This window comes from Synechococcus sp. MIT2312 (assembly GCF_059772315.1).
On the sequence record NZ_CM186281.1, the window covers coordinates 2007859 to 2032435 of the forward strand.

Annotated in this window: 25 protein-coding genes; 21 read left to right on the plus strand and 4 right to left on the minus strand. The window is 60.1% G+C overall.

Annotation, left to right across the window (positions count from 1 at the left end; translation table 11 throughout):
• Nucleotides 1-15 precede the first annotated feature (15 nt).
• The 7 genes from AC6EI9_RS11085 to rplL all read left to right on the plus strand — a co-directional run bounded on the left by AC6EI9_RS11085 (nucleotide 16) and on the right by rplL (nucleotide 6425).
• The gene (locus AC6EI9_RS11085; RefSeq protein ID WP_498467815.1) at nucleotides 16-2781 is read left to right on the plus strand and encodes an ATP-dependent Clp protease ATP-binding subunit; all 2766 of its coding nucleotides are present in this window, start codon (nucleotides 16-18) and stop codon (nucleotides 2779-2781) included.
• Between the two features lie 97 nt (nucleotides 2782-2878).
• Nucleotides 2879-3127, plus strand: a complete 249-nt coding sequence (secE, locus tag AC6EI9_RS11090) for a preprotein translocase subunit SecE (RefSeq protein ID WP_066909273.1) — start codon at nucleotides 2879-2881, stop codon at nucleotides 3125-3127.
• A 60-nt stretch (nucleotides 3128-3187) separates the two neighbouring features.
• Nucleotides 3188-3856 carry a transcription termination/antitermination protein NusG gene (gene nusG / locus AC6EI9_RS11095; RefSeq protein WP_498467816.1) on the plus strand — a complete coding sequence of 223 codons (669 nt, stop codon included), beginning with the start codon at nucleotides 3188-3190 and terminating at the stop codon, nucleotides 3854-3856.
• A 110-nt stretch (nucleotides 3857-3966) separates the two neighbouring features.
• Nucleotides 3967-4392 (plus strand): 50S ribosomal protein L11, encoded by a 426-nt coding sequence (gene rplK, locus AC6EI9_RS11100; RefSeq protein ID WP_067096075.1) that lies wholly within the window; start codon nucleotides 3967-3969, stop codon nucleotides 4390-4392.
• Nucleotides 4393-4469: 77 nt separating this feature from the next.
• Entirely contained in the window at nucleotides 4470-5177 is a 708-nt protein-coding gene (gene rplA, locus AC6EI9_RS11105) for a 50S ribosomal protein L1 (RefSeq protein WP_067096078.1), read from the plus strand.
• A 280-nt stretch (nucleotides 5178-5457) separates the two neighbouring features.
• Nucleotides 5458-5985 carry a 50S ribosomal protein L10 gene (gene rplJ / locus AC6EI9_RS11110; protein ID WP_115125739.1) on the plus strand — a complete coding sequence of 176 codons (528 nt, stop codon included), beginning with the start codon at nucleotides 5458-5460 and terminating at the stop codon, nucleotides 5983-5985.
• A gap of 47 nt (nucleotides 5986-6032) precedes the next feature.
• Complete coding sequence (gene rplL / locus AC6EI9_RS11115; RefSeq protein ID WP_066909258.1) at nucleotides 6033-6425, plus strand: 50S ribosomal protein L7/L12; 393 nt, start codon at nucleotides 6033-6035, stop codon at nucleotides 6423-6425.
• 291 nt (nucleotides 6426-6716) lie between these two features.
• Here rplL and AC6EI9_RS11120 read toward each other — a convergent pair whose 3' ends face one another.
• A complete protein-coding gene (locus AC6EI9_RS11120; RefSeq protein ID WP_498467817.1) occupies nucleotides 6717-7397 on the minus strand; it encodes a DUF3747 domain-containing protein in 681 nt (226 codons plus the stop codon).
• A 60-nt stretch (nucleotides 7398-7457) separates the two neighbouring features.
• Between AC6EI9_RS11120 and AC6EI9_RS11125 the strand changes: the two genes are divergently transcribed.
• The 6 genes from AC6EI9_RS11125 to AC6EI9_RS11150 all read left to right on the plus strand — a co-directional run bounded on the left by AC6EI9_RS11125 (nucleotide 7458) and on the right by AC6EI9_RS11150 (nucleotide 14146).
• The gene (locus AC6EI9_RS11125; protein ID WP_498467818.1) at nucleotides 7458-8225 is read left to right on the plus strand and encodes a ribonuclease H family protein; all 768 of its coding nucleotides are present in this window, start codon (nucleotides 7458-7460) and stop codon (nucleotides 8223-8225) included.
• Nucleotides 8226-8239: 14 nt separating this feature from the next.
• The gene (locus AC6EI9_RS11130) at nucleotides 8240-9418 is read left to right on the plus strand and encodes a quinone-dependent dihydroorotate dehydrogenase (RefSeq protein WP_498467819.1); all 1179 of its coding nucleotides are present in this window, start codon (nucleotides 8240-8242) and stop codon (nucleotides 9416-9418) included.
• Nucleotides 9419-9468: 50 nt separating this feature from the next.
• Nucleotides 9469-10356, plus strand: a complete 888-nt coding sequence (locus tag AC6EI9_RS11135; protein ID WP_498467820.1) for a hypothetical protein — start codon at nucleotides 9469-9471, stop codon at nucleotides 10354-10356.
• Nucleotides 10349-11047, plus strand: a complete 699-nt coding sequence (locus tag AC6EI9_RS11140; protein WP_498467821.1) for a PilN domain-containing protein — start codon at nucleotides 10349-10351, stop codon at nucleotides 11045-11047. The genes AC6EI9_RS11135 and AC6EI9_RS11140 overlap by 8 nt, the downstream gene beginning before the upstream one ends.
• Nucleotides 11044-11820, plus strand: a complete 777-nt coding sequence (locus AC6EI9_RS11145; RefSeq protein WP_498467822.1) for a hypothetical protein — start codon at nucleotides 11044-11046, stop codon at nucleotides 11818-11820. The genes AC6EI9_RS11140 and AC6EI9_RS11145 overlap by 4 nt, the downstream gene beginning before the upstream one ends.
• Nucleotides 11821-12100: 280 nt before the next feature.
• The gene (locus AC6EI9_RS11150; RefSeq protein ID WP_498467823.1) at nucleotides 12101-14146 is read left to right on the plus strand and encodes a type II secretion system protein GspD; all 2046 of its coding nucleotides are present in this window, start codon (nucleotides 12101-12103) and stop codon (nucleotides 14144-14146) included.
• 49 nt (nucleotides 14147-14195) lie between these two features.
• Here the strand turns inward: AC6EI9_RS11150 and AC6EI9_RS11155 are convergent, their stop codons facing one another.
• Complete coding sequence (locus tag AC6EI9_RS11155; RefSeq protein WP_498470042.1) at nucleotides 14196-14978, minus strand: pentapeptide repeat-containing protein; 783 nt, start codon at nucleotides 14976-14978, stop codon at nucleotides 14196-14198.
• Nucleotides 14979-15127: 149 nt separating this feature from the next.
• Between AC6EI9_RS11155 and AC6EI9_RS11160 the strand changes: the two genes are divergently transcribed.
• The gene (locus tag AC6EI9_RS11160; protein WP_498467824.1) at nucleotides 15128-16222 is read left to right on the plus strand and encodes a pyridoxal phosphate-dependent aminotransferase; all 1095 of its coding nucleotides are present in this window, start codon (nucleotides 15128-15130) and stop codon (nucleotides 16220-16222) included.
• A gap of 9 nt (nucleotides 16223-16231) precedes the next feature.
• Here AC6EI9_RS11160 and AC6EI9_RS11165 read toward each other — a convergent pair whose 3' ends face one another.
• Nucleotides 16232-17308, minus strand: coding sequence for a UDP-N-acetylglucosamine--N-acetylmuramyl-(pentapeptide) pyrophosphoryl-undecaprenol N-acetylglucosamine transferase (locus AC6EI9_RS11165; RefSeq protein ID WP_498467825.1), 1077 nt, complete (start codon nucleotides 17306-17308; stop codon nucleotides 16232-16234).
• 54 nt (nucleotides 17309-17362) lie between these two features.
• Here AC6EI9_RS11165 and AC6EI9_RS11170 point away from each other — a divergent pair, with 54 nt between their 5' ends.
• A complete protein-coding gene (locus AC6EI9_RS11170) occupies nucleotides 17363-18112 on the plus strand; it encodes a DUF8623 domain-containing protein (protein WP_498467826.1) in 750 nt (249 codons plus the stop codon).
• On the opposite strand, the gene AC6EI9_RS11175 is transcribed toward AC6EI9_RS11170, so the two are convergent.
• Nucleotides 18102-19019 (minus strand): NAD(P)-dependent oxidoreductase, encoded by a 918-nt coding sequence (locus tag AC6EI9_RS11175; protein WP_498467827.1) that lies wholly within the window; start codon nucleotides 19017-19019, stop codon nucleotides 18102-18104. The two genes, AC6EI9_RS11170 and AC6EI9_RS11175, sit on opposite strands and share 11 nt — an antisense overlap.
• 75 nt (nucleotides 19020-19094) lie before the next feature.
• On the opposite strand from AC6EI9_RS11175, the gene AC6EI9_RS11180 reads away from it, so the two are divergent.
• The 6 genes from AC6EI9_RS11180 (at nucleotide 19095) to AC6EI9_RS11205 (ending at nucleotide 24538) form a co-directional block, all read left to right on the plus strand.
• Nucleotides 19095-19484, plus strand: a complete 390-nt coding sequence (locus tag AC6EI9_RS11180; protein WP_498467828.1) for a hypothetical protein — start codon at nucleotides 19095-19097, stop codon at nucleotides 19482-19484.
• 124 nt (nucleotides 19485-19608) lie between these two features.
• Nucleotides 19609-21522: a DUF3604 domain-containing protein gene (locus tag AC6EI9_RS11185; RefSeq protein ID WP_498467829.1), complete on the plus strand. Its 1914-nt coding sequence runs from the start codon at nucleotides 19609-19611 to the stop codon at nucleotides 21520-21522.
• Nucleotides 21522-22376 (plus strand): peptidyl-prolyl cis-trans isomerase, encoded by an 855-nt coding sequence (locus AC6EI9_RS11190; RefSeq protein ID WP_498467830.1) that lies wholly within the window; start codon nucleotides 21522-21524, stop codon nucleotides 22374-22376. Before AC6EI9_RS11185 ends, AC6EI9_RS11190 begins: the two co-directional genes overlap by 1 nt.
• A gap of 2 nt (nucleotides 22377-22378) precedes the next feature.
• A complete protein-coding gene (locus AC6EI9_RS11195; protein WP_498467831.1) occupies nucleotides 22379-23395 on the plus strand; it encodes a HupE/UreJ family protein in 1017 nt (338 codons plus the stop codon).
• 1 nt (nucleotide 23396) lies between these two features.
• Entirely contained in the window at nucleotides 23397-23987 is a 591-nt protein-coding gene (locus AC6EI9_RS11200; protein WP_498467832.1) for a HupE/UreJ family protein, read from the plus strand.
• A complete protein-coding gene (locus AC6EI9_RS11205) occupies nucleotides 23987-24538 on the plus strand; it encodes a HupE/UreJ family protein (protein ID WP_498467833.1) in 552 nt (183 codons plus the stop codon). The genes AC6EI9_RS11200 and AC6EI9_RS11205 overlap by 1 nt, the downstream gene beginning before the upstream one ends.
• Nucleotides 24539-24577 lie beyond the last annotated feature (39 nt).

Consider the following 24577-nt stretch of genomic DNA (forward strand, 5'->3'; position numbering starts at 1 on the left):
GTGGAGTCGCCCGCGATGACATCCGATTTCGGCGTGACCCCTCAACCTCCAGCCAGTCTCACGGTGGAGCCAGACCGTTTCAGCGACGACGCCTGGGAGCTGTTGCTCTCCGCACAGGATTCAGCCCGTCGCTGGCGTCACGGTGATCTGGATGTGGAGCATTTGCTCCAGGCTCTGTTCAGTGATCCACGCTTTGAGGCGGACGTGGCTGCATTGCCTCTGCCTCAAGACCAGTTGCTCGATCAGCTCGAGGGCTTTCTGGAAGACCAGCCCATGGCGCGAGGTGATGAGCTGTTTGTCGGCGAAGACCTTGAGACCTTGCTCGAGGCCGCCGACAGGGTGCGTGGCCTCTGGGGTTCAAGGCTGATCGATGTTTCGCATGTGTTGATCGCCATCGGCCGTGACCCCCGGATCGGCGCTGATCTGCTGTCTCGTTTCGGCTTGCCGGCCGATCGCCTTGAGGCCGAACTGCGCAGACCCACCCCATCCGCTGCCTCTCCAGCGCTCAGTCCTCCTGCTCCCGTCATCCGTTCAGCAGTGCCCACTCCTGCCGTTCCACCCGTTCAGTCATTGCCCGACCCTGTGCAGACCGGGCTCGGCACGTTGGATCCCGTTGATGATTCGGCGCTTGACCTGGCCAATGCTCCAGAGCCCATGGCGCTGGATCGTTACGCCCGTGACCTCACGGCCGCCGCGGCGCAGGGCCTTCTGGATCCTGTGGTCGGCCGTGATAGCGAGATCCGCAGCTTGATCAAGGTGCTCTCGCGTCGGGGCAAGAACAATCCGGTTCTGATCGGAGCACCCGGTGTGGGCAAGACGGCCATCGCCGAGCTGCTGGCCCAACGCATCGTTGCTGGTGAAGTTCCTGAATCGCTTCAGGGATTGCGGCTTGTGGCCTTGGATGTGGGGGCTCTGATCGCTGGCGCCAAATTTCGAGGGCAGTTCGAGGAGCGCCTGCGAGAGGTGCTGCAAGAGGTGAGTGATCCGGAGGCTGGAGTGGTGTTGTTCATCGATGAATTGCACACCGTGGTCAACAGCGACCGCTCCAGCGCCGACGCAGGCAGCCTGCTCAAGCCTGCTCTGGCCAGAGGCGATCTGCGTTGTATTGCTGCAACCACGCCAGAGGATTACCGCCGCACGGTGGAGAAGGATCCAGCTCTGAACCGTCGCTTTCAGCAGGTGCAGATCTCCGAGCCTTCGATCGATCACAGCGTCGAGATTCTGAGGGGCGTGAAGGAGCGCTATGAGCTGCATCACGGCGTGACGATCACCGATGCCGCGGTGACGGCTGCCGCACGCCTTGCCGATCGCTACATCAGCGACCGTTGCCTGCCAGACAAGGCCATCGATCTGATCGACGAGGCGGCGGCACAACTCAAGATGGATGTGACGTCCAAGCCCCAGGTGGTGGAGGACGCCGAGATGGATCTGCGTCGAGTGGAGCTGGCGGTGCTCGCGGCAGAGCAGGCTCCTGAATCGGAGCGTGTGCAGCTTCAGCGCCAGCGACTTGAGGCCTCGTCTCAGCTCACTCAGCTGCGCGAGCGCTGGCAGGCAGAGCGGGAACAGCTTCAGGAACTTCGTCAACTGCTGCAGGAGGATGAGGATCTCCGTCATGCCGTTGCTGAAGCAGAGCGGGAGGGCGATCTTGAAGAAGCTGCGCGGCTTCAGTACGACCAGCTGCATCGTCTTCAGCAGCGTCGCAATGACCTGGAGGAGGCGCTCAAGAAGGCCCAGCAGGACGGCACGGCACTGCTGCGGGAGCAGGTGGAAGCCGAGGACATTGCCGATGTCGTGGCGCGCTGGACAGGGATTCCCATCCAGCGCCTGCTGGCAGGCGAACGTCAGAAGCTTCTGGAGCTTGATCAGCGGCTTGGGGAGCGTGTCATCGGCCAGTCCGATGCCGTAGGGGCTGTGGCCGCGGCGATTCGCAGGGCCAGAGCCGGTATGAAGGATCCTCGGCGCCCTGTGGGTTCATTTCTGTTTCTGGGGCCGACAGGTGTGGGCAAGACGGAGCTGGCCAAGGCTCTCGCTGGCCAGCTGTTCGATGAGGAGGAGTCGATGGTTCGCCTCGACATGAGCGAGTTCATGGAGCGCAACGCGGTCGCGCGCTTACTCGGGGCTCCTCCCGGTTATGTCGGTTATGAGGAGGGAGGGCAGCTGACCGAAGCGGTGCGTCGTCGTCCTTACGCTCTGCTGCTTCTGGATGAGGTTGAGAAGGCTCACCCTGATGTGTTCAACGTGCTGTTGCAGGTGCTGGATGACGGACGTCTCAGCGATTCTCAGGGGCGCACGGTCGATTTTCGCCACACCGTGGTCGTGATGACCAGCAATCTGGCCAGCCGGGCCATTCTCGAATCAGCCCGTCAGGACAGAGAAGCGGGAGCACCGATTGATTCATCCGCTCTGGACGGGGCTGTGGATGAAGCCCTTGGGCGACATTTTCGCCCTGAATTCCTGAACCGCATCGACGAAGTGATCCGGTTTCAACCTCTTGGACTCGAGGATCTGAACAAGATTGTGCGCCTGCAGTTGGCTGATCTGGCCACGCTGCTGAGAGAGCAGGGGCTGGAGCTGCGCGTTGAGGAAGGCGTGATTGAAGCGATTGTGAGCCTCGGTTATGAGCCGGAGTATGGAGCGAGGCCTTTGCGGAGGGTGCTGCGTCGTCGACTGGAGAATCCCCTGGCAACTGAGTTGCTGGAGGAACGTTTCAGCGGTGCACAGGCGGTTCGCGTGCGGGCTGGAGCGACTCCCAGCGACCCTTTCCTCTTCGAACCTGAATAATCTCTTATTGAGGCGTCCGGTACGATATTCAATCGCTGTCACGTGCCTTCAAAGCCAGCGTCAGCACCGGCCCAGACGACTTTTTGATCCGTCATCCGTGACCAGCCCCACATCCGAGGACACCACAGCAGCGACGACGCCCCCCTCATCAGGCCCTGAACAGCCTGAGAAAAAGGGCGGTTTTTTGCAGGCCACCTTCGAAGAGCTGAAGCTTGTGGTCTGGCCCAGCCGACAACAGCTGTTCAGCGAATCCATCGCCGTGATCCTGATGGTGAGCCTCTCCGCTGCGGCCATTGCCGCTCTGAGTCGCTTCTACGGCTGGGCTGCGTCCCAGGTGTTCCGCTGACTTTTTCCCGGTCTGATCCGGTGCATTTCCCCAGTTCATCCTTCGCTCCTGCCCTGCCTCGTGTCTGATCTCGATCAAAGCCAGTCGGACTCCACTGAGGTGCTTGATCTTCCGGCACCGAATGACGGAGAAGAGGGCACCCTTGAAACTCCCACAATCCGCACGGGTGTTGCCCGCTGGTATGCGGTTCAGGTGGCATCAAGTTGCGAGAAGAAAGTGAAGGCCACGCTGGAACAACGGGCTGTGACGCTCGGTGTGAGCAATCGCATTCTTGAGATCGAGATTCCGGAAACGCCTGCGGTCAAAATCAAGAAAGACGGCAGCCGCCAGTCCACTGAAGAGAAAGTGTTCCCTGGCTATGTGCTTGTGCGCATGGTGCTGGATGAAGACACGATGATGGCCGTGCGCAGCACCCCAAACGTGATCAACTTCGTTGGTGCGGAAGATCGTCGTGCCACCGGTAAAGCACGCGGTCACATCAAGCCACGTCCGTTGAGTCGTCAGGAAGTCGACCGCATCTTCAAGCGGGCTGCTGAGAAGAAGACGGTTGTGAAAGTCGATCTCACCGAGGGTGATCAGATTTTGGTCACTGCCGGCCCGTTCAAGGATTTCCAGGGTGAGGTCATCGAGGTGTCGGGTGAGCGCAGCAAGCTCAAGGCACTCCTCTCCATTTTTGGCCGTGAAACACCGGTCGAACTCGAGTTTTCCCAGGTGAGCAAGCAGAACTGATATCAGCGGCGGCCGTCTCCCTGCGGAGGGCGGCCTGAGGGGTGGTTCTTCACCCCGCCGCACCTGCCCCGAGGGCCAGGTGATCCGCAGATGTTCAACTCCGTCCGCCGATGGCCAAGAAAGTCGTAGCTGTGATCAAGCTGGCCCTTCAGGCCGGCAAAGCCAACCCTGCACCGCCCGTGGGTCCTGCCCTCGGTCAGCACGGGGTCAACATCATGGCGTTCTGCAAGGAGTACAACGCTCGCACCCAGGACAAAGCCGGGTTCGTGATCCCGGTTGAGATCTCGGTCTTTGAAGACCGCAGTTTCACCTTCATCACCAAGACGCCCCCAGCGTCCGTGCTGATCACCAAGGCTGCTGGAATCGCTAAAGGTTCCGGAGAGTCCGCCAAGGGAAGCGTTGGCTCGATCAAGCGATCCCAGCTTGAGGAGATCGCCAAGACCAAGCTGCCCGACCTCAACTGCACCAGCGTTGAGTCGGCTATGCGCATCATCGAAGGCACTGCTCGCAACATGGGCGTCGCCATCAGCGACTGACGCTCCAGCGCCAGTCATTGCTCACTTCCAATTTCTTCAGGGGGAGACCTTGCGGTCGTCTGAACCCCATCTAAGCCATGCCAAAACTTTCAAAACGCCTGGCCAGCCTCGTCACCAAGGTTGAAGAGCGTGCTTACGAGCCGCTTGAAGCCATTCAGCTGGTCAAGGACAACGCCAACGCCAAGTTCGACGAGACCATGGAGGCGCATGTGCGTCTCGGGATCGATCCCAAATACACCGATCAGCAGCTCCGCACCACCGTGGCACTGCCTCACGGCACCGGTCAGACCGTGCGCATCGCGGTGGTCACCAGTGGTGAGAAGGTTGCAGCCGCCAAAGCAGCCGGCGCCGAGCTCGCAGGTGATGAGGATCTGGTCAACACCATCAGCAAGGGAGAGATGAACTTCGACCTGCTGATCGCCACCCCGGACATGATGCCCAAAGTGGCCAAGCTGGGTCGTGTGCTCGGCCCCCGTGGTCTGATGCCCAACCCAAAAGCCGGGACCGTCACCACTGATTTGGCGGCCGCCATCAAGGAGTTCAAGGCTGGCAAGCTCGAATTCCGTGCTGACCGCACCGGCATTGTGCACGTGCGCTTCGGTAAGGCCAGCTTTGATGCTGCCAACCTGCTCGACAACCTGAAAATGCTTCAGGAAACCATTGACCGCAACAAGCCCAGCGGTGCAAAGGGTCGTTACTGGAAGAGCCTCTATGTGACCTCCACCATGGGTCCTTCGGTGGAAGTGGATATCTCAGCCCTTCAGGACATCAACAAAGAGGGTTGATTCAGCTCATGCCAGCCTGATGACAGCCTGCCTCCACTTCGGTGGGGGCTTTGTTGTAAATTCAACTACTGGCGTAAGCCAGACAACGGGCACGCGCCCGGCCAAAGACAGCAGGTTGCTTCAAGCGGTTGTCCACAACCGTCCAGATGCATAAGTCCTGCCGAGGCAGACGCGACGATTTTGCTCCCTCCTGGGATTGGATCGATACGCGGCCTCGTCTCCTTCGGGAGCACTGAACGGCCGTGTGTCCAGCTTGTTCCCCCGATCCGATCCAAATCCTATGGGCCGCACTCTGGAGAGCAAGCAACAGATCGTCGAAGAGCTCAAACAGCTCCTCGGTGAGGCCGAAATGGCATTGGTCCTGGATTACCAGGGTCTCTCCATCAAGGAAATGTCTGACCTGAGGACTCGTCTTCGGGCCAGCAACGGCGTTTGCAAGGTGACCAAAAACACCTTGATGCGTCTCGCCATTGATGGTGATAGTGCCTGGTCCAACCTCGATCCCCTTCTGAGCGGCACCAACGCTTTCGTCCTGGTTAAGGGCGATGTCGGCGGTGCGGTCAAGGCCCTACAGGCTTTTCAGAAGGACACCAAGAAGTCCGAAACCAAGGGCGGCCTTTTCGAAGGCAAGCTCCTGTCTCAGGACGAGATCAAGGCCATCGGTGACCTTCCCACCAAGGAAGTGCTCATGGCTCAGATCGCTGGTTCCATCAATGCCGTTGCCACCAAGGTGGCTGTGGGCATCAACGAGGTTCCCTCCGGTCTTGCTCGGGCGCTCAAGCAGCACGCCGATTCAGGCGAAAGCTGAACGTCTTCGACCCGACTGTTTTTTTGATCTGTTGCTGAATCCCAACCATGTCTGCAAAAACCGACGAAATCCTCGAATCGTTGAAGTCCCTTTCGCTGCTTGAAGCTTCCGAGCTTGTGAAGCAGATCGAAGAGGCCTTCGGCGTCTCCGCTGCCGCATCCGCGGGTGTGGTGATGGCTGCCCCCGGCGCTGCCGCTGGTGGTGGTGGCGAGGCTGCTGAAGAAAAGACCGAATTTGATGTTGTGCTGGAAAGCTTCGATGCTTCCGCCAAGATCAAGGTCCTCAAGGCTGTGCGCGAAGCCACAGGCCTTGGCCTGGGCGATGCCAAGGCCATGGTCGAGGCTGCTCCGAAGACCATCAAAGAAGGTGTCTCCAAAGACGACGCCGAAGCCCTCAAGAAGGCCATTGAAGAGGTGGGCGGCAAAGTCACTCTCAAGTGATTTTGTTGGATCGGCAGCCTGCGCTTGCCGATTCCTTCCCTTCAATCAAGACCGACCTTCGGGTCGGTTTTTTGATGTCTGGACGATTCCAGTCCGCCGCATTTAGCTGTGCAAAAAAAAGCCCTGCCTTGGGCAGGGCTCAGAAGTGAAACGCATGACCGGAGTCTGTCCTTGTTTCGACCCGGAAGAGGCGTTTTCCACTCCTCACACTTCAACAAAGTAAAAAATCGCTCTGGACATTGCGCGTTGTGCTGGGGCGCTCTGTCAACTGTCCTTCCGTCAGGCCGCGGCTCAGGGTCGGAAGGGAATCACCGTCAGGCGGACCGGTCCACTTGGCTGTGAAGGCGGCTTGGGCAGGCGGGCGCTGAAGGTCAGGCTTCGATCAAATGTTCTTGCTTTGCTGGCAGCGATCAGCGTGTTCATCGGCTTCGCATTGGCGAAATACACGTGGCTCAGCGTTCGCCCCTTGTAGCTGCGGCGTTCGAGCGACCAGCCCGGCTCCAGCGTCAGTTTCACAAAGGCGTTTTTATCCCTGCGCACTGTGCTGGCTCTCGCCACCGTGATGCCGCCACCGCGCGCAGAGTCCATCGCCTGCAACGCCAGACCGTTTTTGCTCTGCTTCAGATGCAGGCGATAGCGCTTGTCCACATCCTTACCGGACGTGCGCAGCGAGTAGCCGTTGCTGTCGAGGTAGCGGCTGCAGATTCCTGTGAAATCGAAGTTGTTCAGAGCAGGGTTCATCAGTCCGTCTGGACGTTCCTCCCAGCAGAGCGGTCTGGCTTTGATCTGTTCCAGAACCAGCAGCTTCCAGCGATCTCGTCCCACCGCCTGGGCCAGGATTGCGAAACGTTCTTCTTGCAACGGATTGCTGTCGAACAGGGCCCGAGCCCATCCAGGCAGGCTCCCGGCCATCGCCGCCAGTCCCACGGCAGCAGCACTCAGCGCAGCTTTGCGGAAGTAGGTTCGGCCCATGGCCAAGTCCTCCTGAGTGTTCAAGAACCGTGTTGTACCGAAGAAGGCGTGGGGTGACCAATGGCTGAGGGTGATCAGAGAGGTCGTGTTGTGGCCGCTGCCACCGATGGAGCCTGCAGCGGTAATCCTGGCCCTGGAGGCTGGGGGGCCTTGATCCGTTTTGAGGATGGCAGTGTGGAGGAGTTCGGCGGTGCCGACCCGGCCACCACCAACAACCGCATGGAGCTGCAGGCTGCGCTGGCCATGTTGGAGAGGTTGGCGGAGCTGCCTCGTCATCCCGATCTCACCCTGCGGACCGACAGCAAGTACCTGATTGATGGTCTGGGCTCATGGATGGCTGGTTGGAAACGCAAGGGCTGGAAAACCGCAGCGGGCAAACCCGTGCTCAATCAGGACCTCTGGCAGTCCCTTGACGCTGCCCGCCTCTCGGATGTGCCGCTCACCTACGTCAAAGGTCACAGCGGTGACCCGGATAACGATCGGGTCGATCAGATCGCAGTGGCTTTCTCCAAGGGGACATCGCCACGGCTTGGTCGAGCGTCTCAAGCTGCCCCCTCCAAAGTCGGCAGACCAGCAGATGGACCACAAACAGGGGGAGATGACTTAGCCCCGGAATCCCTGCAACAGCTGCTCACCAGGCTGGAACTGGCTGATCGTTTGGCTGCTGGTGGATATGCCCTATCCCTGGTGGAGCTGGCCCAGCTGGTGGAGCAACCGCTGACACGCCTGGCTGAACGACAACAGACCTGGAGCTGGCGTGATTGGCTGGTGGAACCGGCCGAGGGCGATTGCTGGCGGCTGCGCCGTGCCGAGGCAGGATCGAAATAGATCGAGGAACCCAGATGACCCAGCCGTCATCGTCCGGGGTGATGTCCACCGCAGGTTTCTATCGGCGCTGGTTGGGACCTGTGCTGGCCAAAGACGAAGGCGTGGATGCTGAACAGCTCAGCCGAGCTGCCCTTCAGGCGCTGGGTCAGTGCAGTCTTCGCCGTCAGTGGCCGGGTTTATCCGGTGTCCTTGATGGTGTGGCGTCTGAACTGACACGCCGTGACCTGCGCCTGGAGCAGGTGTTGTTTGGATGCCGTTTCAGCAACCCCGTGGGGCTGGCGGCTGGTTTTGATAAAAACGGTGTTGCCGCTGGGGTCTGGGATCGTTTTGGTTTCGGGTTTGCCGAAGTCGGCACCGTCACCTGGCATGGCCAGCCCGGCAATCCGAGGCCGCGGCTGTTTCGTCTGGCCCAGGAGCGTGCGGCACTGAATCGCATGGGTTTCAACAACAAAGGTGCAGAGGAGCTGCGTCGCACCCTTGAGCGACAGGCTCTTCCGCCTCGCGGTCAGCGCCCCGCCGTGCTTGGGATCAATCTTGGCAAGTCGAAGGTGACGCCGCTGGAGCTGGCGGCTGATGACTACGCCTCTTCGCTGGAAATGCTGGCACCACTGGCCGACTATGCGGTGATCAATGTCAGTTCGCCGAACACCCCTGGTCTTCGCGACCTGCAGGACGCCACTCAGTTGCGACGACTGGTGGAACGTTTGCGCAGGCTGCCGGGCTGTCCGCCATTGCTGGTGAAGATCGCACCGGATCTCGAAGATGACGCCATCGATGGCATCGCTCGCCTGGCCTATGAGGAGGGGCTCGCCGGTGTGATCGCCGTTAACACGAGTCTCGATCGGCTTGGGCTGGGTCAGCGGGTGCTCAGTCAAACCGGCCGCAGCCTTGCCGAGGAGGCGGGGGGCCTCAGCGGTGATCCGTTGCGCCAGCGGGCTTTGGAGGTGCTGCGGCGGTTGCGTGCCACCGCTGGCCCAGCACTGCCGCTGGTGGGGGTCGGCGGGATCAGCACGCCCGAGGCCGCCTGGGAGCGGATCGCTGCCGGAGCGTCTCTGGTTCAGCTGTACACCGGTTGGATCTTTGAAGGTCCGGACCTGGTGCCTCGAGTGCTGGAGGGGCTGATGGAGCAGCTGGATCGTCACGGCATCCGTCACATCAGTGAAGCGGTGGGTAGCGGCGCTCCCTGGCACTAGCCGATACCCTTCCAGCAGGGTCGAAGCACCCACTGGCATGGAGTTGCATCGTGGTGCTGACAGAACTGCGTGATCGCTACCCAGCTCTGGACAGCTGGGTGATGCAGGTGCAGGGTCTGCTCGATCCACGCCGAGTGCTGCTGGCGCCGGAGGATGAAGCGCTCAATCTGGCCTGTTGGTCGCAGAGTGACTGGTCCTCGTCGAATCTTGTTCTTCCTCCTGATCTATGCCGCCTCGGTCAGCCCCTGAACCGTGAGGCGCTGGGGGAGACCATTGCTGATCTGCTGCTGGAACAGGGGCTGAGTCTTCCCCAGGTTGAGGTTGAGCTGCTGTTGCCTCTCGCCAGTTGTCAGTGGCGTCTGCTTGAGGGGGCAGCATCGGCTGCGCTGAGCTGCGGCGCTGAGCTGAGGCAGCTGCAGCCCGAGCTGGGCTGGTCGTTGGCTTTGCAAGACAGTTACCTGGATGTGCTCCCTCAGTTGCGAGCCGATTCGACTCTGGTCGTGGGAACAGATCGACTGCTGTTGCAGGCCTGGGTGAGCACCCTGGAGGAGGCGGATCTTCCGCTGCGGCGTGCTGAGTGGGTGTTGTCAGCCGCCTGGCGAGGGCTTCGCGATTCCCACGCCGGTACTGATGAGCGACTGGTCTGGTTGGTGGAGCAGGCGGGTCGCTGGCGGTTGCTGTTGTTACGCAAGGGTTGTCCTGAGTTTGATCTCAGCCTGCAGGCTTCGGAGCATCCTGCGCTCAGGCATGAGGTGCTGGAGCTCGTTGAAGCCTGGGATCCAGCCGGCATGCCGGGGTGGTGGGTCACCGCCGCACCTGAGTGGCAGGGCTGCTGGGCAGCAGAGCATGATTCCCGGCAGGGACCTCTGCATTCCGATGCCGACATGTCGTTGTTCGAGCTGGCTCTGAAAGCGTTTCTGAGGGATCGTGATGCCTGAGCGCTCTCGACAATCCAGCCTGCCCGATCTCCTCCGGGAGCGTCGGCTTGAGCTCGGTTTGCCGGAGCCTGCTGGGGCCTGGCAGCCCACGCGCCAGCTGTTGTTGCGCGGGGCTTTGATCGGTGGATCAGCGTTGCTCGTTTGCGTGGGTTCGATTGTTCTGCTGGGTGGGATCGAGAGCCAGCAGCAGGCCCAGCTGCAGGTGCTGTCACCATTCGAGCAGCGGTTGCAATTGGCGGAAGGTCGCCTGCGTATGTCCAGGCAACGCGTGTCCAAGCTTGAAAAGGACAATCGGAAAATTGCTGAGCAGTTGGTGTCCGTACCGGCGGGCTCGCCCCTGTTGGAGCAGCTGAGCCGTGTGACTCCTGCAGATGTTCAGCTGGAGGATGTTGCGGTGCAGAACGACCAGATCAAAGTGTCCGGGAGGTTGGGTCTCGGAGGCACTCCAGGACCTCTGGAGCGGATTAATGCTCTGGTGCTCACCTTGCAGGGATTGCCGATCTCCCGCCCCAACGGCGTCAAGGTGTTGAAGGTCACCAGCGATGACAGTGAAGTGCCCTCAGTGCGCTTCAGCCTCGACTGGTCGCTCGATCCCACGGCCAAACCTTCCATTGAGCAGCTTCAGCAGCTTGGTGCGACGGGTCTCGTGCAGCGGTACCGCTTGCTGGAGCAGCAGGGGGTTGCCCCTTGACCAATCTGAGTCCTGATCGTCCAGCCTGGCGGCATCGAATCACAAGGGAGCGTGTGTTGGTCGCTGCTCCCGCCCTGCTGGGTCTGGTGATGGCTGGTGGTGTGTTCGCTGCATTGGGCTGGCCGGCATTGGATCGACTCGATCAGCAGAGGCAGCGGATTGCAGAGCTCAAAAGCAAGCGTGAGAGCCTGCCGCTGCTTGAGGCTCAGCTCAAGCAGAGCGACAAAGCCCTGAGTGAAGCGACGCAGCAGCAGGATCTGCTGGTCGATATGGTTGCAGGCCGCGGCCAGATACAGACGTTTCTGGCGCAGCTCAGCCGCATTTCCGCCGCCAGCGGGTTGGTGATCAACCTGTATGAACCGGTGCCGGCGAGTGGATCTGAAGTCTCGAATCTTAGGGACGCAAGGGATCAGCAGGGCCAGGGTTCAGACAGTGCGGCATCCAGCCAGGATCCGCTTCAGGCTCTTGGATACGAGAAAAGCTCCGTGTTGCTGCAGGTGGAGGGGGCTTACCAGGGATTGCTGCAATTTCTCAGGCGCATGGAGCAGCTCGAGCTGTTGGTTCAACCCAGTGATCTCGAGCTCACCGCAATCGATGCTCCAGACGAAGCTGAAGATCAGCCAGTGATCACTGGTTCACATCGCACTCGATTGAAGTTGAGGTTGACCTTTTTTGATCAACGGCCAAGGAGTCTCAATGGTGCTAATGGCTCCCGAGAAGAATCTGGCAATCCTGCAGGTACTCCCCCGCCTCTTTCCAACGCTCCTTCTTGAATTGAGACGGCCATTTTGAGATCAGGGCTGGCCTCGCCTGGTTCCGATCGATACCATCCGCCCATGTTTATGGCGTCCAGGCCAGGGTATGACTTTCACCCCTTCACGCCTGAGCGCAGTCTTGCTGGTCGCAGGCCTCAGCCTTGTCGATCTGGGCCTTTTGGAACCAACGTCGGGATTCGGGTCCCGCGCGGTGCTGGCTCAGGGGTCCATGTCCTTGCGTGTCCGGAGCGGAGAGGGGGGCGTGGAGGTTGTGATCCAAGGTGTGGGACCACAGCCGTTGCTTCAGCAACGGCTCAACGGTCGGGTTTGGCAGGGCAGTTTGCAGACAAAGGGGACCCCTGGAATTCTCAATGGCCGTCAACAGGTCTCCGATTCCGTCGCAGGTCTAAAGCGGGTTGCCATCAGTGGATCTGGCAGTGCCTACCGCTTGGAGGTGGTTCCCGAGCCAGGACAGACCCTGCAAGAGCCGGTAGTCAGCGCTGATGGTCGCAACCTGATTCTCAAGTTTCCGGGGTTGGTGGCGGCCCCGGCTCTGCAAACAGGTCTCCTGGATCTCAATACGCCAGGAATGGTTCCCCAGGCGAGCTATGCACCCCCATTGCGACCTCGGGCCGTGGCACCACCTTTGGGGGATATGGCAGTGGGGACGATGGTGTTGCAGAACCGCAGCTATGTGAATGTCAGCGGTCCACCCGTGACACTCACGTTGAACAATGCGCCGGCCAAGGATGCGCTGATGGCGCTGGCCCGATTAGGGGGTTACGGCTTTGTTTTCGTTGGAGACGATGCCGACGTCAATCAAGATATTGATAACACTGGGGCTGATTTAGCGAACCCAAGTGGCCGTCCTGTTTCGATGGCGTTTGTGAATGAATCTTATCCAAGAGCGTTGAATGGGATTTTGCTTGCTTCAGGCCTTCAAGGCAAGCTCGATGGACGTATGTTGCTTGTGGGAACATCTATTTCATCGAAGACATTTGGCCCTCAAGTTTCAAGAGTGATTCGACTGAATCAGGTTAGTTCGAAAGCAGGTGCTGAATATCTAGGAAACCTTGGGGCAACAGTCAATTTCACGAATACGATTTCCGTGACGACCGGGGAGCCGGCTTCGCAAGGCACTTCTGAAATCAGTAATACAACCTCTCAAGAGAAGTCTCAATTGAAAGCCACTGAGTCATTTGGTGCTTCCGTCGGGCCTTTGCGCGGGCTTGTGGTTACAACCGATTCAAGGTTGCAGACCTTGACACTTGTGGGTGACTCAGGCCTGATACAAGTGGCTGAAAATTATCTGAAGCAAATTGATCTTCGCCAGAGGCAGGTGGCGCTGTCTGTAAAAATTCTGGATATAACTCTCGATAATGAGTCGTCAGTCTCGAATAGCTTTGCGTTCAGAAATGGGTATAACTTTATTGTCAGTGATCGTGGGGAGATGATCGGGGCATTTGGCTCTAAGCTTCCGCCTAATTCAGATAATTTCAATACAATTGCGGGCGAGGCTGAGAGTGGAAAGCCACAAAGAATTACTTCGTCAGGTGAAAATGCGGCTGTTGCTGAAAAAGTATTAGCCCCTATTGCGCCAGCAAGAGTAAACCCTGGTGAGTTTTATCCGGATTCAGATCAAGCCAAATTCACCGATGGATTTCTAGATTTCCTGAGAGCTCAGATTCAGTCCAATAGTGCAAAAACACTTGCCTCCCCAACTTTGCTGCTTTCTGAGTCTCCGCAGGAGTTGCAGGGAGGCTCGTCTGCCAGTGTCTCTGACCCAGAATCGGCTTTGTCTAGCGGAACAATTGGACGCGAGCGGGCAAACGAATCGTTTGTGACGGTGGGTACGCAGGAGATTGTCGATTACACAGTACAAGCTGGACAGAATGGCGCTGCCAATACGTGTCAACCAGAATTTGAAACAGCAGGGCTGACCTTTGGGGCCAGAGTGTCAAAAATTGATGACAACGGTTTTGTGAGCTTTACACTATCTCCTTCTCTGGCCGCTGTTACTCGCACAGAGAGAGTGGAGGGTTGCGGTAATATCAGCATTTTAAGTGTTCGAAGGTTGGACACTGGATCCCTGAGAGTTAGGGATGGACAAACGTTGATTTTGACGGGTGTTATTTCAGATGCTGACTCCAGAATCGTGAGCAAATGGCCCATTCTTGGTGATATCCCTCTAATTGGCCAGTTTTTCAGGCAAACTACTGGTGATAGGGCAAAGAGAGAGTTGGTGATCCTCGTGACTCCTCGGATCGTTGATGATGAGCAAGGTGGTAATTATGGCTATGGATATCAGCCTGATCTTCCTTCGGCTCGACGAATGATGAATTGATTTCAGCTGATGTTTTTCCCTTTGCTTGTGATACAAATAGTCCTTAAATCTAAAACCCTAGTCCCATTGGAATGAGCGCCTTTGCTGCAATTGGCGCCAGCATTCGTAATCCTGCCACTGTGTTGTTCAGGAGCTGAATCCCAAGACCTTTGCCTTCTCCAGGTGATTGCTCCTTCAATCGTCGGCCTTGGATGGATTCTGCTGCTTTGCGAAGCTGCAATGCCCAGGTGGCTTGACCCTTTTCCTCATAAATCACTGCGGCATAGCGGAAATCAGCTGCAGCAATCTCATCCTTGGCTTGTTCGCTGCGGCTGATGCCTCGGGCTACCCAGCTCAGAGGTTCTCCGGGTTGCCTCCTGATCGCGTCACTGAATAGCTGCTCAGCCGCTGACCAGCGGCCGGCCTGGAACGCTTCCACACCTGCGTTGTGCAGGGCGGCATGGCTACGGATTCCAGCATTGATGCCTTTCGCGCCCTGCCAGTGGGATTCATCTAGGGCGTTGGGAGTTAGCTGGGCACCGGTCAGATCCGCATCGCGTAGATCTGTTCCGTACAGCCGAGTCCCCGTGAGGTTGGCCCCTCGCAGCGAGGCCCCGCGCAGGCTAGTGAAGCTGAGATCGGCACCGCTTAGGTCGGCTCCATCGAGCTGAGCCTGTCCCAGATTGGCTCGCATCAGTTTGGCGTCGCTGAGGTCAGCATCACGCAGGTCAGCGTGAACTAAATCGGCATCCGCTAGTTGGCAGCCGCTGCAGCTTCGCTCCTGCAGCACCTGAATCAGCGCATCACCGGCGCTAGCTTGGCTAGTGGCCATGCCCAGCACAGCGCTCAGCATCACAACCTGAGAGAGCTTTCGGATGCTGGCCAGGCCGTATTCGGTGTCGTTCATGGGCCGCAGCTCTGCGCTGACTGGTTGTATCGGGCTCTGCTGCCTGCGTCGAGCGTGACTGGGCAGGATGATGGGGTGTGTTGCCTGCGTTGATCTTGAGCAGCGGCCTTCCACCGCATGGAGGCAATCTCTCTCAGGAAGCTCTCCGCCTCGGCTTGAAGTCGTCACAGATCCTTGATGCCAGTGCTTCGCTGGTGCCCTTCCGTCCACCAAGGGTTCTGCGGCGTGCTCTGAAGCAAGGGATCAATGGCAGCGCTCTACGCAACTATCCCGATCGCGAACAGCAAGAACTTCGCCAGGTGATTGCCTGTTGGCATGGTCTTGAGCCTGAGGCCGTGCTGCCCGGTAATGGTGCGGCGGAACTGTTCACCTGGGCGGCACGGGATGCGGTCGAGTGCGGAGTCAGTGGCCTTCCTGAACCTGGTTTTGCCGACTATCGACGAGCGCTGGCTTGCTGGGATGGTGCTGTGCATAGCCTGCCCCTGAGCTTGAGCTGGACGCGAACCTGGCCCCAGCCATGGCCCTTGCCTGCAGATCAGGATCAGCCTTGTCAGGTGCTCTGGATCACCAATCCCCACAACCCCACGGGTCAGCTCTGGAGTCGCGCGTCGCTCGAGCCGCTTCTGCAGCACTACGCATTGGTGATCTGTGATGAAGCATTTCTGCCTCTTGTTCCCTCGGGTGAAACGCAGTCGTTGATCCCGCTGGTTGAGAGCCATCCCAATCTTGTGGTGATTCGCAGTCTCACCAAGTTGTTCGCGATTGCTGGGCTGCGTCTTGGCTATGCCGTGGCTTCGTCAGAACGGTTGAAACGCTGGCAGCAATGGCGCGACCCCTGGCCGGTGAATGGCCTGGCGCTGGCTGCCGGTCGGTCCGTGATGGCTGATCAGACCGGAATGGATCGATGGTTGCAGCGGGTACAGGCCTGGGTTGCCCAGGAAGGGAACTGGTTTCATCGCCAGTTGACCCATCTGCCCGGCTGGACTCCCATGCCATCCAGTGCCAACTATCTGCTGCTGCGTGCCAACCACTCCCTGCAGGAATTGCGTAAGCGTGTGGCAGGCCGTGGCGTATTGCTGCGCGATTGCCGCTCGTTTGAAGGTCTGGGCGAGAACTGGCTGCGGATTGGTCTGCAGGATCGCCGCGGCAACCTGCGCATTCTCAGAGCCTTGAAGCAGGAACTGCGCTGACGCTTTCCATCAGGGCACCAGTGTTTGCAGCAACGTGGCCAGTTGCTGATCGGCGTCTCGGACTGCCAACTGCTGCATGGCCTGTTGCATCGCCGACAGGTGGTTCTCAGCGGCTTCATTGCTGCCCAGTCTTGTGCCGAGTAGACGCCAGAGCGTGACGCGCAGGGTGGGATGGTTCGGGTCGTGCTGGTGCACGATCACAGCGGCTCCCAGCGCTGCGGCACAGGCCGCATTGGCATCCTGATGCTGATCGGCTGCCTGCGGAAAAGGCACCAGCACAGAGGGCGTCCCGCTCACCGCCAGTTCGCTGAGACTGCCTGCGCCTGCCCTGCTGATCGCCAGATCAGCGTGTTGCAGCAGTCCGGGGATGTCGTCACTGAAGGGCCGCTCCACCAGGACGGCGTGCTCGATGCTGTTCACATCAGGGTCGTTGCTGCCTGTGAGGTGCACCACCCGGCAGCCCTTGCTGAGCAGCTCCGGCAGCAACACGCGCACCATCCGGTTGAGGCCAAGGGCTCCCTGGCTGCCGCCCATCACCACAAGCAGGGGCCCCTCACCTTTCGGGACCCAGTCCGGCAGTGGCTGGGGTTGCAGAAACGCATCCCTCACCGGAGTGCCCGTGACCACGGCCGCACATCCGGGGATGCGAGTTGCTGCTGCATCAAGACCAACAGCCACACGGGTGCAGAAGCGCCCCAGCAGCCTCGTGACCCGACCTGGAATCGCATTGGATTCATGCAGCACAACAGGAACCCCGCACCACCTGGCTCCAAGGATTGCCGGTGCGGCGATGTAACCACCTGTGGTGAACACCGCATCGATCTGTTCTCTGCGGATCAGACGGCGCACATCGCGGCTGGCCCCCAGCAGCCGCAGCAACTGAATCAGTTTGCGCAGGCCTCGGCCCTGAAGGCCTCCGGCTTTCACGGTGACCAGTCCGTATTGCTCAGGAACCAGAGTCGTTTCCAGGCGATCGGGAACCCCAAGCCAGCGCACGCCCCAGTCGGCTGGAAGTGCTTCCGCCACCGACAGCGCAGGAAACAGATGGCCACCGGTGCCGCTGGCGGCGATGAGAAGCCGGGGCATGGGAGCGGACCACGAAAACGCGGCCTAACTTAGTTCGACTGTTGAGGCTGATTCATGGTTCCGCTCCTGCGAGCCTCTTTGGCGACTGTGCTCTCGAGTGCGGCGCTGATCAGCACCATGCCGGCACTGGCCGCCAGCGGCGATGCTGTTGATCTCAGTGCTCGCTTGCAACTGGCCCTCAACGCAGACGATCGCGTGCAGGCCCTGTCCGCCTTGATGGCACCGGATCAGGCGACGACTCTCATCGAGCGCTTTCGTCGCTTCAGCATGCGTTTTCCTGAAACCCGTTGGGCCGTGAGGCCAGGTCAGGCTCTCGATGATGGTCGTCCTACGGTGCAGCTGGCTGTGAGCGGCACCCGCCAGCAGGATGGGCTCAGCTATTCCTTCAAAGCCAACCAGCGCCTGGCTTTCTCCACAGCAGCGGGCCTGATCACTGCTCAGGAGGTGCTCAGTGATCAGTCGGTGCTCACCAGCTCCAAAAAGCCCTTGCCGATCTCATTGCTGATTCCCGACACGGTGCTCACCGGCAGTCGTTACGACGTGGATGTGGTGGTGGATCAACCCCTGGGCAAGGCCATGCTGGCCGGAGGTCTCACCCCGGTGACCGCCCAGCAGGTTCTTGTGCAGGAGAGCCCCGATGTTCAGCTCGAGCCGCTCGGCGGTGGTGGGTTGTTCAAGTCGGTGCAGGCTCCCTTTCAGCCTGGGATTCAGACCTGGGCAGCTCTGCTGGTGCATCCCGATGGAGTGATCACGGTGAGCAAACGCGTTCAGGTGGTCGACGACAAGAGCAAGCTCAATCGTTGAGTTGCTGAGCTCGGTAGGGGTTCGCAGGAAGACTTCGGCGCAGTGCTGACACATCCGCATTCCCGAGTCCGGCGTCCATCAGGGCCTGCTCCTGGTCATGCACAGCCTTGGTGATCGGCAGCTTCAGGCCCGTCTGAAGCGCTGCATCGAGTGCAATGCCGAGATCCTTGTGGTGCAGTGCCAGCTTGAAGCCGAGTGGATAGTCGTCGTTGAGCATGGCCTGGGAGCGATGTTCCAGTGCCCAGGAGCCGGCAGCTCCCTGGCGCAGTGCATCCACCACCTGCTGCATCGGCAGCTGCAAGTGCTGTCCGAGGGTGATGGCTTCCGCCACTGCGGCGTAACTACCGGCCACCAGCACCTGGTTGATCGCTTTGACCTGCTGTCCGCTGCCCGCGTCGCCGAAATGGTGGATTGAGGCGCCGATCACCTCCAGCAGCGGTCGCGCCTTGTCCACTGCAGTCGTCTCTCCACCGCAGAGCACGGTCAGTGTGCCGGCCTTTGCGCCTTCCGTTCCGCCGGTGACGGGAGCATCGATGTAGGCAATGTCTCGTTTGGCGAGACGTTCAGCCATGGCTATGGCAGCGGATGGGCTGATGGTCGAGCAGTCGATCACCAAGCTGCCCTGCTCCAGAGCGGGCCCTGCACCCTGTTCGCCCCACAGCACTGACTCCACGGCGGCGTCGTCGCTGACGCAGATCAGCAATGCAGAACAGCCAGCTGCCGCTTCTGCTGGGCTTGCTGCTGGCAAGGCTCCGGCCAGGCCGGGGTTAGATTCCGCCAACCGACTGCGGGTGTGAACCTGCAGGGAATAGCCGGCTGCCTGAAGGTTCACCGCCATCGGTAATCCCAGGGCTCCCAGGCCGATGAAGGCCACTGGGCTTTTGGGCGTGAGATCACATCCGGTCATGGTTGCAGGCCATTTGAGTCAGATCCTGGCCCGGCACTCGCAGCAACATGAGTGCGTTCCAAGTTGATGGTCTTCATGGCGTTCACCAATCGCTGGCGACGAGCACTCCTGATTCCCTGCGCTGCCCTCACAGCTGCTGCTTTGCAGCAGACCGGCGGAATCGCCGAAGCGGCTCCAGGCCGGCGGATGCCGGAATCCCAGCTCACGCAAAGTCAGAGGCAGCAACTCTTCCAGGCCCGCCGCAACTGGCGACTGCGCAGCTACGACCAACGGCTTGCTCTGCTCAAGAACGGCCAGAGCTGCCTTGAACGGGCTCAGACTCCGCAAGCCGCTCAGGACTGCATGAAGCAACAGAAGCAGGCTCGCCAGCGTCTGGTGAAGCAGGGGCGTGAGGTCATGAATGCCGAGCGTCGCCGCTTGGGTCTGCCGGCTCTGACCGAACGTCGATCACGTCGTTCCCTGTGATCCTTCAGGGCTGTTCCATCTTGATTTGATCCCAGGTGTGCAAAGTTTTGATGGTTTGTGCTTCCGTTTTGTTGCCCTGAGCGGTTTTCGTCTCACCGTTGAGGGTTAATAACCACACACTCTGATGCGCACTGGTGTTCCTGCTCTGGCCCTCACCGGGGTCATGGCTCTGGCCTCCGGGCTGGCTTCCTGCACCAGTGGATCCGGAACCCTGCTTGAATCCAAGGCCGCGACATCGGCGGTGATCGAGGGTGCTCAGTGCGCTAGTGGCAACCGCGCTTACTTCGGTGACACCCACCTCCACACTGCGCTGTCGCCTGACGCCGGTCTGGCGGGCACGAAATTGGGACTCGACGAGGCCTATCGCTTTGCCAGAGGTGAAACGGTCACCAGCAATTCCGGTCAGCAGGCTGCTTTGAAGCGACCTCTCGATTTTCTCGTGGTCGCGGATCATGCCGAAAACCTGGGCCTCGCTCAGGGTTTGGCGGATTCCGACCCTGAACTGCTCAAGTCGTCTCTCGGCCAGCAGCTCAACGAGTTGCTCAAGGCCGGCAAGGGGCGTGAAGCCTTTTATCTGCTGGTGCAGAAGATGGCCAAGGGGCCGGAAGCGAAGATCTCGAACGAGACCTTCATGCGCAATGTCTGGAAACACAACACCGAGGCGGCGGAGCGTTACAACGATCCCGGGAAGTTCACAGCATTGATTGGCTACGAGTGGACGAGTCAGCCCGGCGGAGGCAATCTCCACCGGGTTGTCGTCTTCCGCGACAACAAGGCACTCGCAGATCAGATCCTGCCGTTTTCCAATTTCGATTCCGAGGACGTGGAGGATCTTTGGGCCTTCATGAACTTCTACGAGGAGAAAACCGGTGGGCGGGTGCTCGCTATTCCCCATAACGGCAACCTTTCAAGCGGCACGATGTTCCTGCCGAGCCACCAAAAAACTGGCAAGGCGATCGATGCCGATTACGCCCGCATGCGCCATCGCTTCGAGCCGTTGGTGGAGGTGACGCAGGCCAAAGGCACGAGTGAAACGCACCCTCTGCTGTCCCCTGAAGATGAGTTCGCCAACTTCAACATCGTCGATAACTCCAATCTCGGCGGAATTGTGGCGACCACGCCAGAGATGCTCCCCTACGAGTACAGCCGTGCCGCTCTGCGTCGGGGCCTGCAGCTGGAGCAGCAACTCGGGGTGAACCCGTTCAAATTCGGGATGGTCGGTTCCACCGACTCCCACTCCAGTCTTCCCTCTACAGCCGAAGACAACTGGTGGGGCAAGTCCCCAGCGCTTGAGCCCAGCCCTGAGCGCTGGAAGGATGTGCTGATCAAGTCGTCGAAAGATGCTTCGCTCGACCTCACCGCACTGCAGCTGGGTGCTTCAGGTCTGGCTGGGGTTTGGGCCTCCACTAACACCCGCACGGCCCTCTGGGATGCGATGGCCCGCAAGGAGGTGTTCGGCACCAGCGGCACGCGTCTCACGGTGCGTGTTTACGGCGGTTACGACTTCACCGGTGAGGAGCTCAAGGCGGCGGACTGGGCTAAGCAGGTTTGTGCCAACGGTGTGCCGATGGGTGGTGACCTGATGGCGGCCACCGAGGGTCAGATTCCCTCCTTGTTGGTGCAGGCCCGGAAAGATCCGGATGGCGCCAATCTCGATCGGATTCAGGTGGTCAAGGGTTGGCTGGATGCCAATGGCGAAACCTATGAACAGGTGTTCGATGTGTCGTGGAGTGATCCGGATCAGCGCATACGTGGTGCCGATGGCAAGGTGCCATCCGTCGGTTCGAGCGTGAATGAGCGTGAGGCCACCTACACCAATGCCATTGGCGCACCGATCTTGACGGGGTACTGGAAGGATCCCGCTTTCGATCCCACCCAGAAGGCCTTCTATTACGTCCGTGTCATGGAGATCCCCACACCGACCTGGCTCGCCTATGACCGCAAGAACTACAACCTCCACGACGAGATGCCTGCAACGGCTCCTTACACCAGTCAGGAGCGGGCTTACACCAGCCCGATTTGGTACAACCCCTCCTGATGCGCTGGTCTGATCGACTGCGCACGCTGTTTCAGGAACCGATCGTTCCGTTTCTGATCGTGGGGGTTGGCCTGTTTGGCCTGCAGGGAGTCTTGGATGCGAAGGCTCCCAAGGGAGACAAGGAGATCGTGATCAGCAACGACCAGGCGGTGGCGATGGTCCAGGCATTCGCACGCACCTGGCAACGCCCCCCCTCGCAGGAGGAGCTGGAGCGTTTGTTTGATGACCACGTGCGAACGGAGGTGTTCGTGCGCGAGGCGATAGCCCTGGGGCTGGATCGGAATGACACGATCGTGCGTCGCCGCTTGCGCCAGAAAATGGAATTTGTCAGCCATGGCGAGCAGCCCCTGACAACCCCGAGCGATGAACAGCTGCAGGTGCATCTCGAGGCCCATCCGGAGCGTTTCAACAGCGAGCCTCGCTTCAGCTTCCAGCAGGTGTTTCTCGATCCATCCCTCCGGGGTGAGCAGTTGAATCGCGATGCGGAGGCGTTGATGGTCCAGCTCAATCAGGCTGATGCCGCAGCTGATCTTTCGGCCTTAGGGGATCCCCTGGCGATGGCTTCAGCGAGCTGGGAGAGTGAAAGCCGCAGTGAAATGCTGGCGCAGTTCGGCTCCACCTTCACCGACGCTCTGCAGCAACAGCCAAAGGACCGCTGGGTCGGTCCGATCAGCTCGGCCTACGGCATGCATCTGGTGCGTGTGTCGTCCATCGCCCCCGCTGAGCTCCCGTCTCTGGATCAGGTGCGCGATGGTGTCTTGCGTGACTGGCAAGACGTGCGGCGGCAAGAGCACCAGGAGAGTTATTACCGCAATCTGTTGGCCCGTTACAGCGTGCGGGTGCCCCAGTTCTGACCATGGTCCGTCGCGCTCTGGTGCCCTTGCTGATGGTCGCGGCCCTGCTGATACCGCGGTTGGTTTCAGCGCATGACCTGTTTCCTGGCTTTCTCGAACTGCAGGCCACCGCTGCCAGCACCTATCAGGTGCTCTGGAAGTTGCCGCTGCTGCAGGGGCAACGTCTGCCGATTGCCCCACGCTTCCCCGACGACTGTGCGCTGCAGAGTGCACCTGACAGTCGCCAGGAGGCCACAGCCCTGGTGTATCGAGCCGAGCTCAGCTGCCGTGAGCCTTTGGAAGGCCGCTTGATCAGCATTGATGGGTTGGCATCCGCAGGTACGGAGGTGCTGCTGCGGGTGCGTCCGTGGCAGACGGAAGCGCTGCAGACCCTGCTGATTCAGCCGGAGCAGCCCGAAGCCGTCATCCCCACCGCTTCCGAGGCGGATCAGCAGCCAGGCGTCTGGTCGTATCTGCGCCTGGGAATCGAGCACATTCTTCTGGGTGTCGATCACCTGCTGCTGCTGTTGGGTCTTGTGCTGATTGTTCGTGACGGCTGGATGCTGCTCAAAACAGTCACGGCGTTCACGCTCGCCAACAGCATCACTTTGTCGGTGTCTGCCATTGGCATCGTTCAGGTGCCTGCAGCTCCCCTGAATGCGGCCATTGCCCTGTCGATCCTGTTCATCGGCACGGAAGTGGTGCGGTTCATGCGCGGACAGACCAGTTTCACGCTCCGTCATCCCTGGGTTCTGGCCTGTGGTTTCGGGCTGCTGCACGGCTTCGGCTATGCCCGTGGCCTTGCGGAGCTGGGCTTGCCGCACCATGAACTGCTGCTTGCCCTGTTGCTGTTCAACGTTGGCATCGAGATCGGTCAGGACGTTTTTGTGGTGTTGGTGCTGGCGCTGGAGCGTGCATTCCGACAGCTGCAGATCCGCTGGCCTGTTTGGGTCCGGCGCGTGCCCGCCTGGACCATCGGTTGTGCCGGTGCTTACTGGACGATCGAGACCACGATGTCCCTGATCAAAGGAGGCGTTTGAGATGCGTTGGCGTTGGTTGCTGCTGGCTCTGCTGCTGTCACTACTCCCGTCTGGTGCCTTGGCCCATGTGCCGGAGGGCGGCGCCGGCAGTGTGATGGCTGGGCTGCTCCATCCCGTGACGGGCATCGATCACGTGGTGGCGATGGTGGCCGTCGGCCTCTGGGGTGCGGTGTTGGGAGCGCCGGCGATCTGGCTACTGCCCGTGGCCTTCCCGATGGTGATGGCCTTCGGTGGCGTCATGGGCTTGCTCGATCTGCCGTTGCCCGGCGTGGAGACCGGCATTGCCCTGTCGGCCCTGGTGCTGGGGATATTGGTGATGCTGCAGCAGCGCCTGCCGCTCGCTCTGGCTGCCGGGCTCGTTGGTCTGTTTGCGTTGTTTCATGGTTACGCCCATGGCGTGGAGCTTCCGGATGGTGCTGATGCGCTGCTGTTCAGCCTGGCGTTCGTCGCTGCCACGGGCCTGCTGCATCTGGGAGGAATCGGTCTGGGTGAAGCGCGGCGTCTGGCCTGGGGGCACCGCCTGCTTCAGGTGATCGGTGCCGTGATCGCAGTGGTGGGGGTCTGGTCGTTGATCCAGGTGGGAGCAGCGTGATGCCCCTGTTGTTTGCGCACTTGATGCAGACCGGTTTCGGCGGTTTTTACGACGGCATTGCTCACGTATTTCTGACGCCATCGGATCTGTTGCTGGTGCTGGGTCTGGCGTTGCTCGCCGGTCAGCAGGGCCCCCAGGGAGGTCGTCTGCTGCTGACGCTGCTGCCGTTGAGTTGGTGGATCGGGCTTGCCGTTGGTCAGCGTTGGGGACTGGATCAAACGCTGGCGTTGTTCACCACCGTGCTGTTCAGCTCGGTGGGTGTGCTGGTGGCGTTGTCACTGCGACTGTCTCCTCCTGTGTTCGCGTTCACCGTGGCTGGCTCAGGTTTGTTGTTTGGACTGATCAATGGCTTCACCATGCCCTCCGCGTCGATCGGGTTGCCCCTCGATGTGTTGGGGGTGGTCAGTGCCGTGGCGGTGCTGTCTGTGTTGATCAGTGCTCAGGTGGCGGCAACTCGCAGCACTGGTTTTCGCATTGCGGTGCGTGTGGCAGGCAGCTGGATCGCTGCCGCCGGCTTGTTGTCTCTTGGCTTGCTGTTCAAGGCTGCTTGAACTTGCGCTGCCGGCCAGCAAACAGCCGCCCCGGAGGAG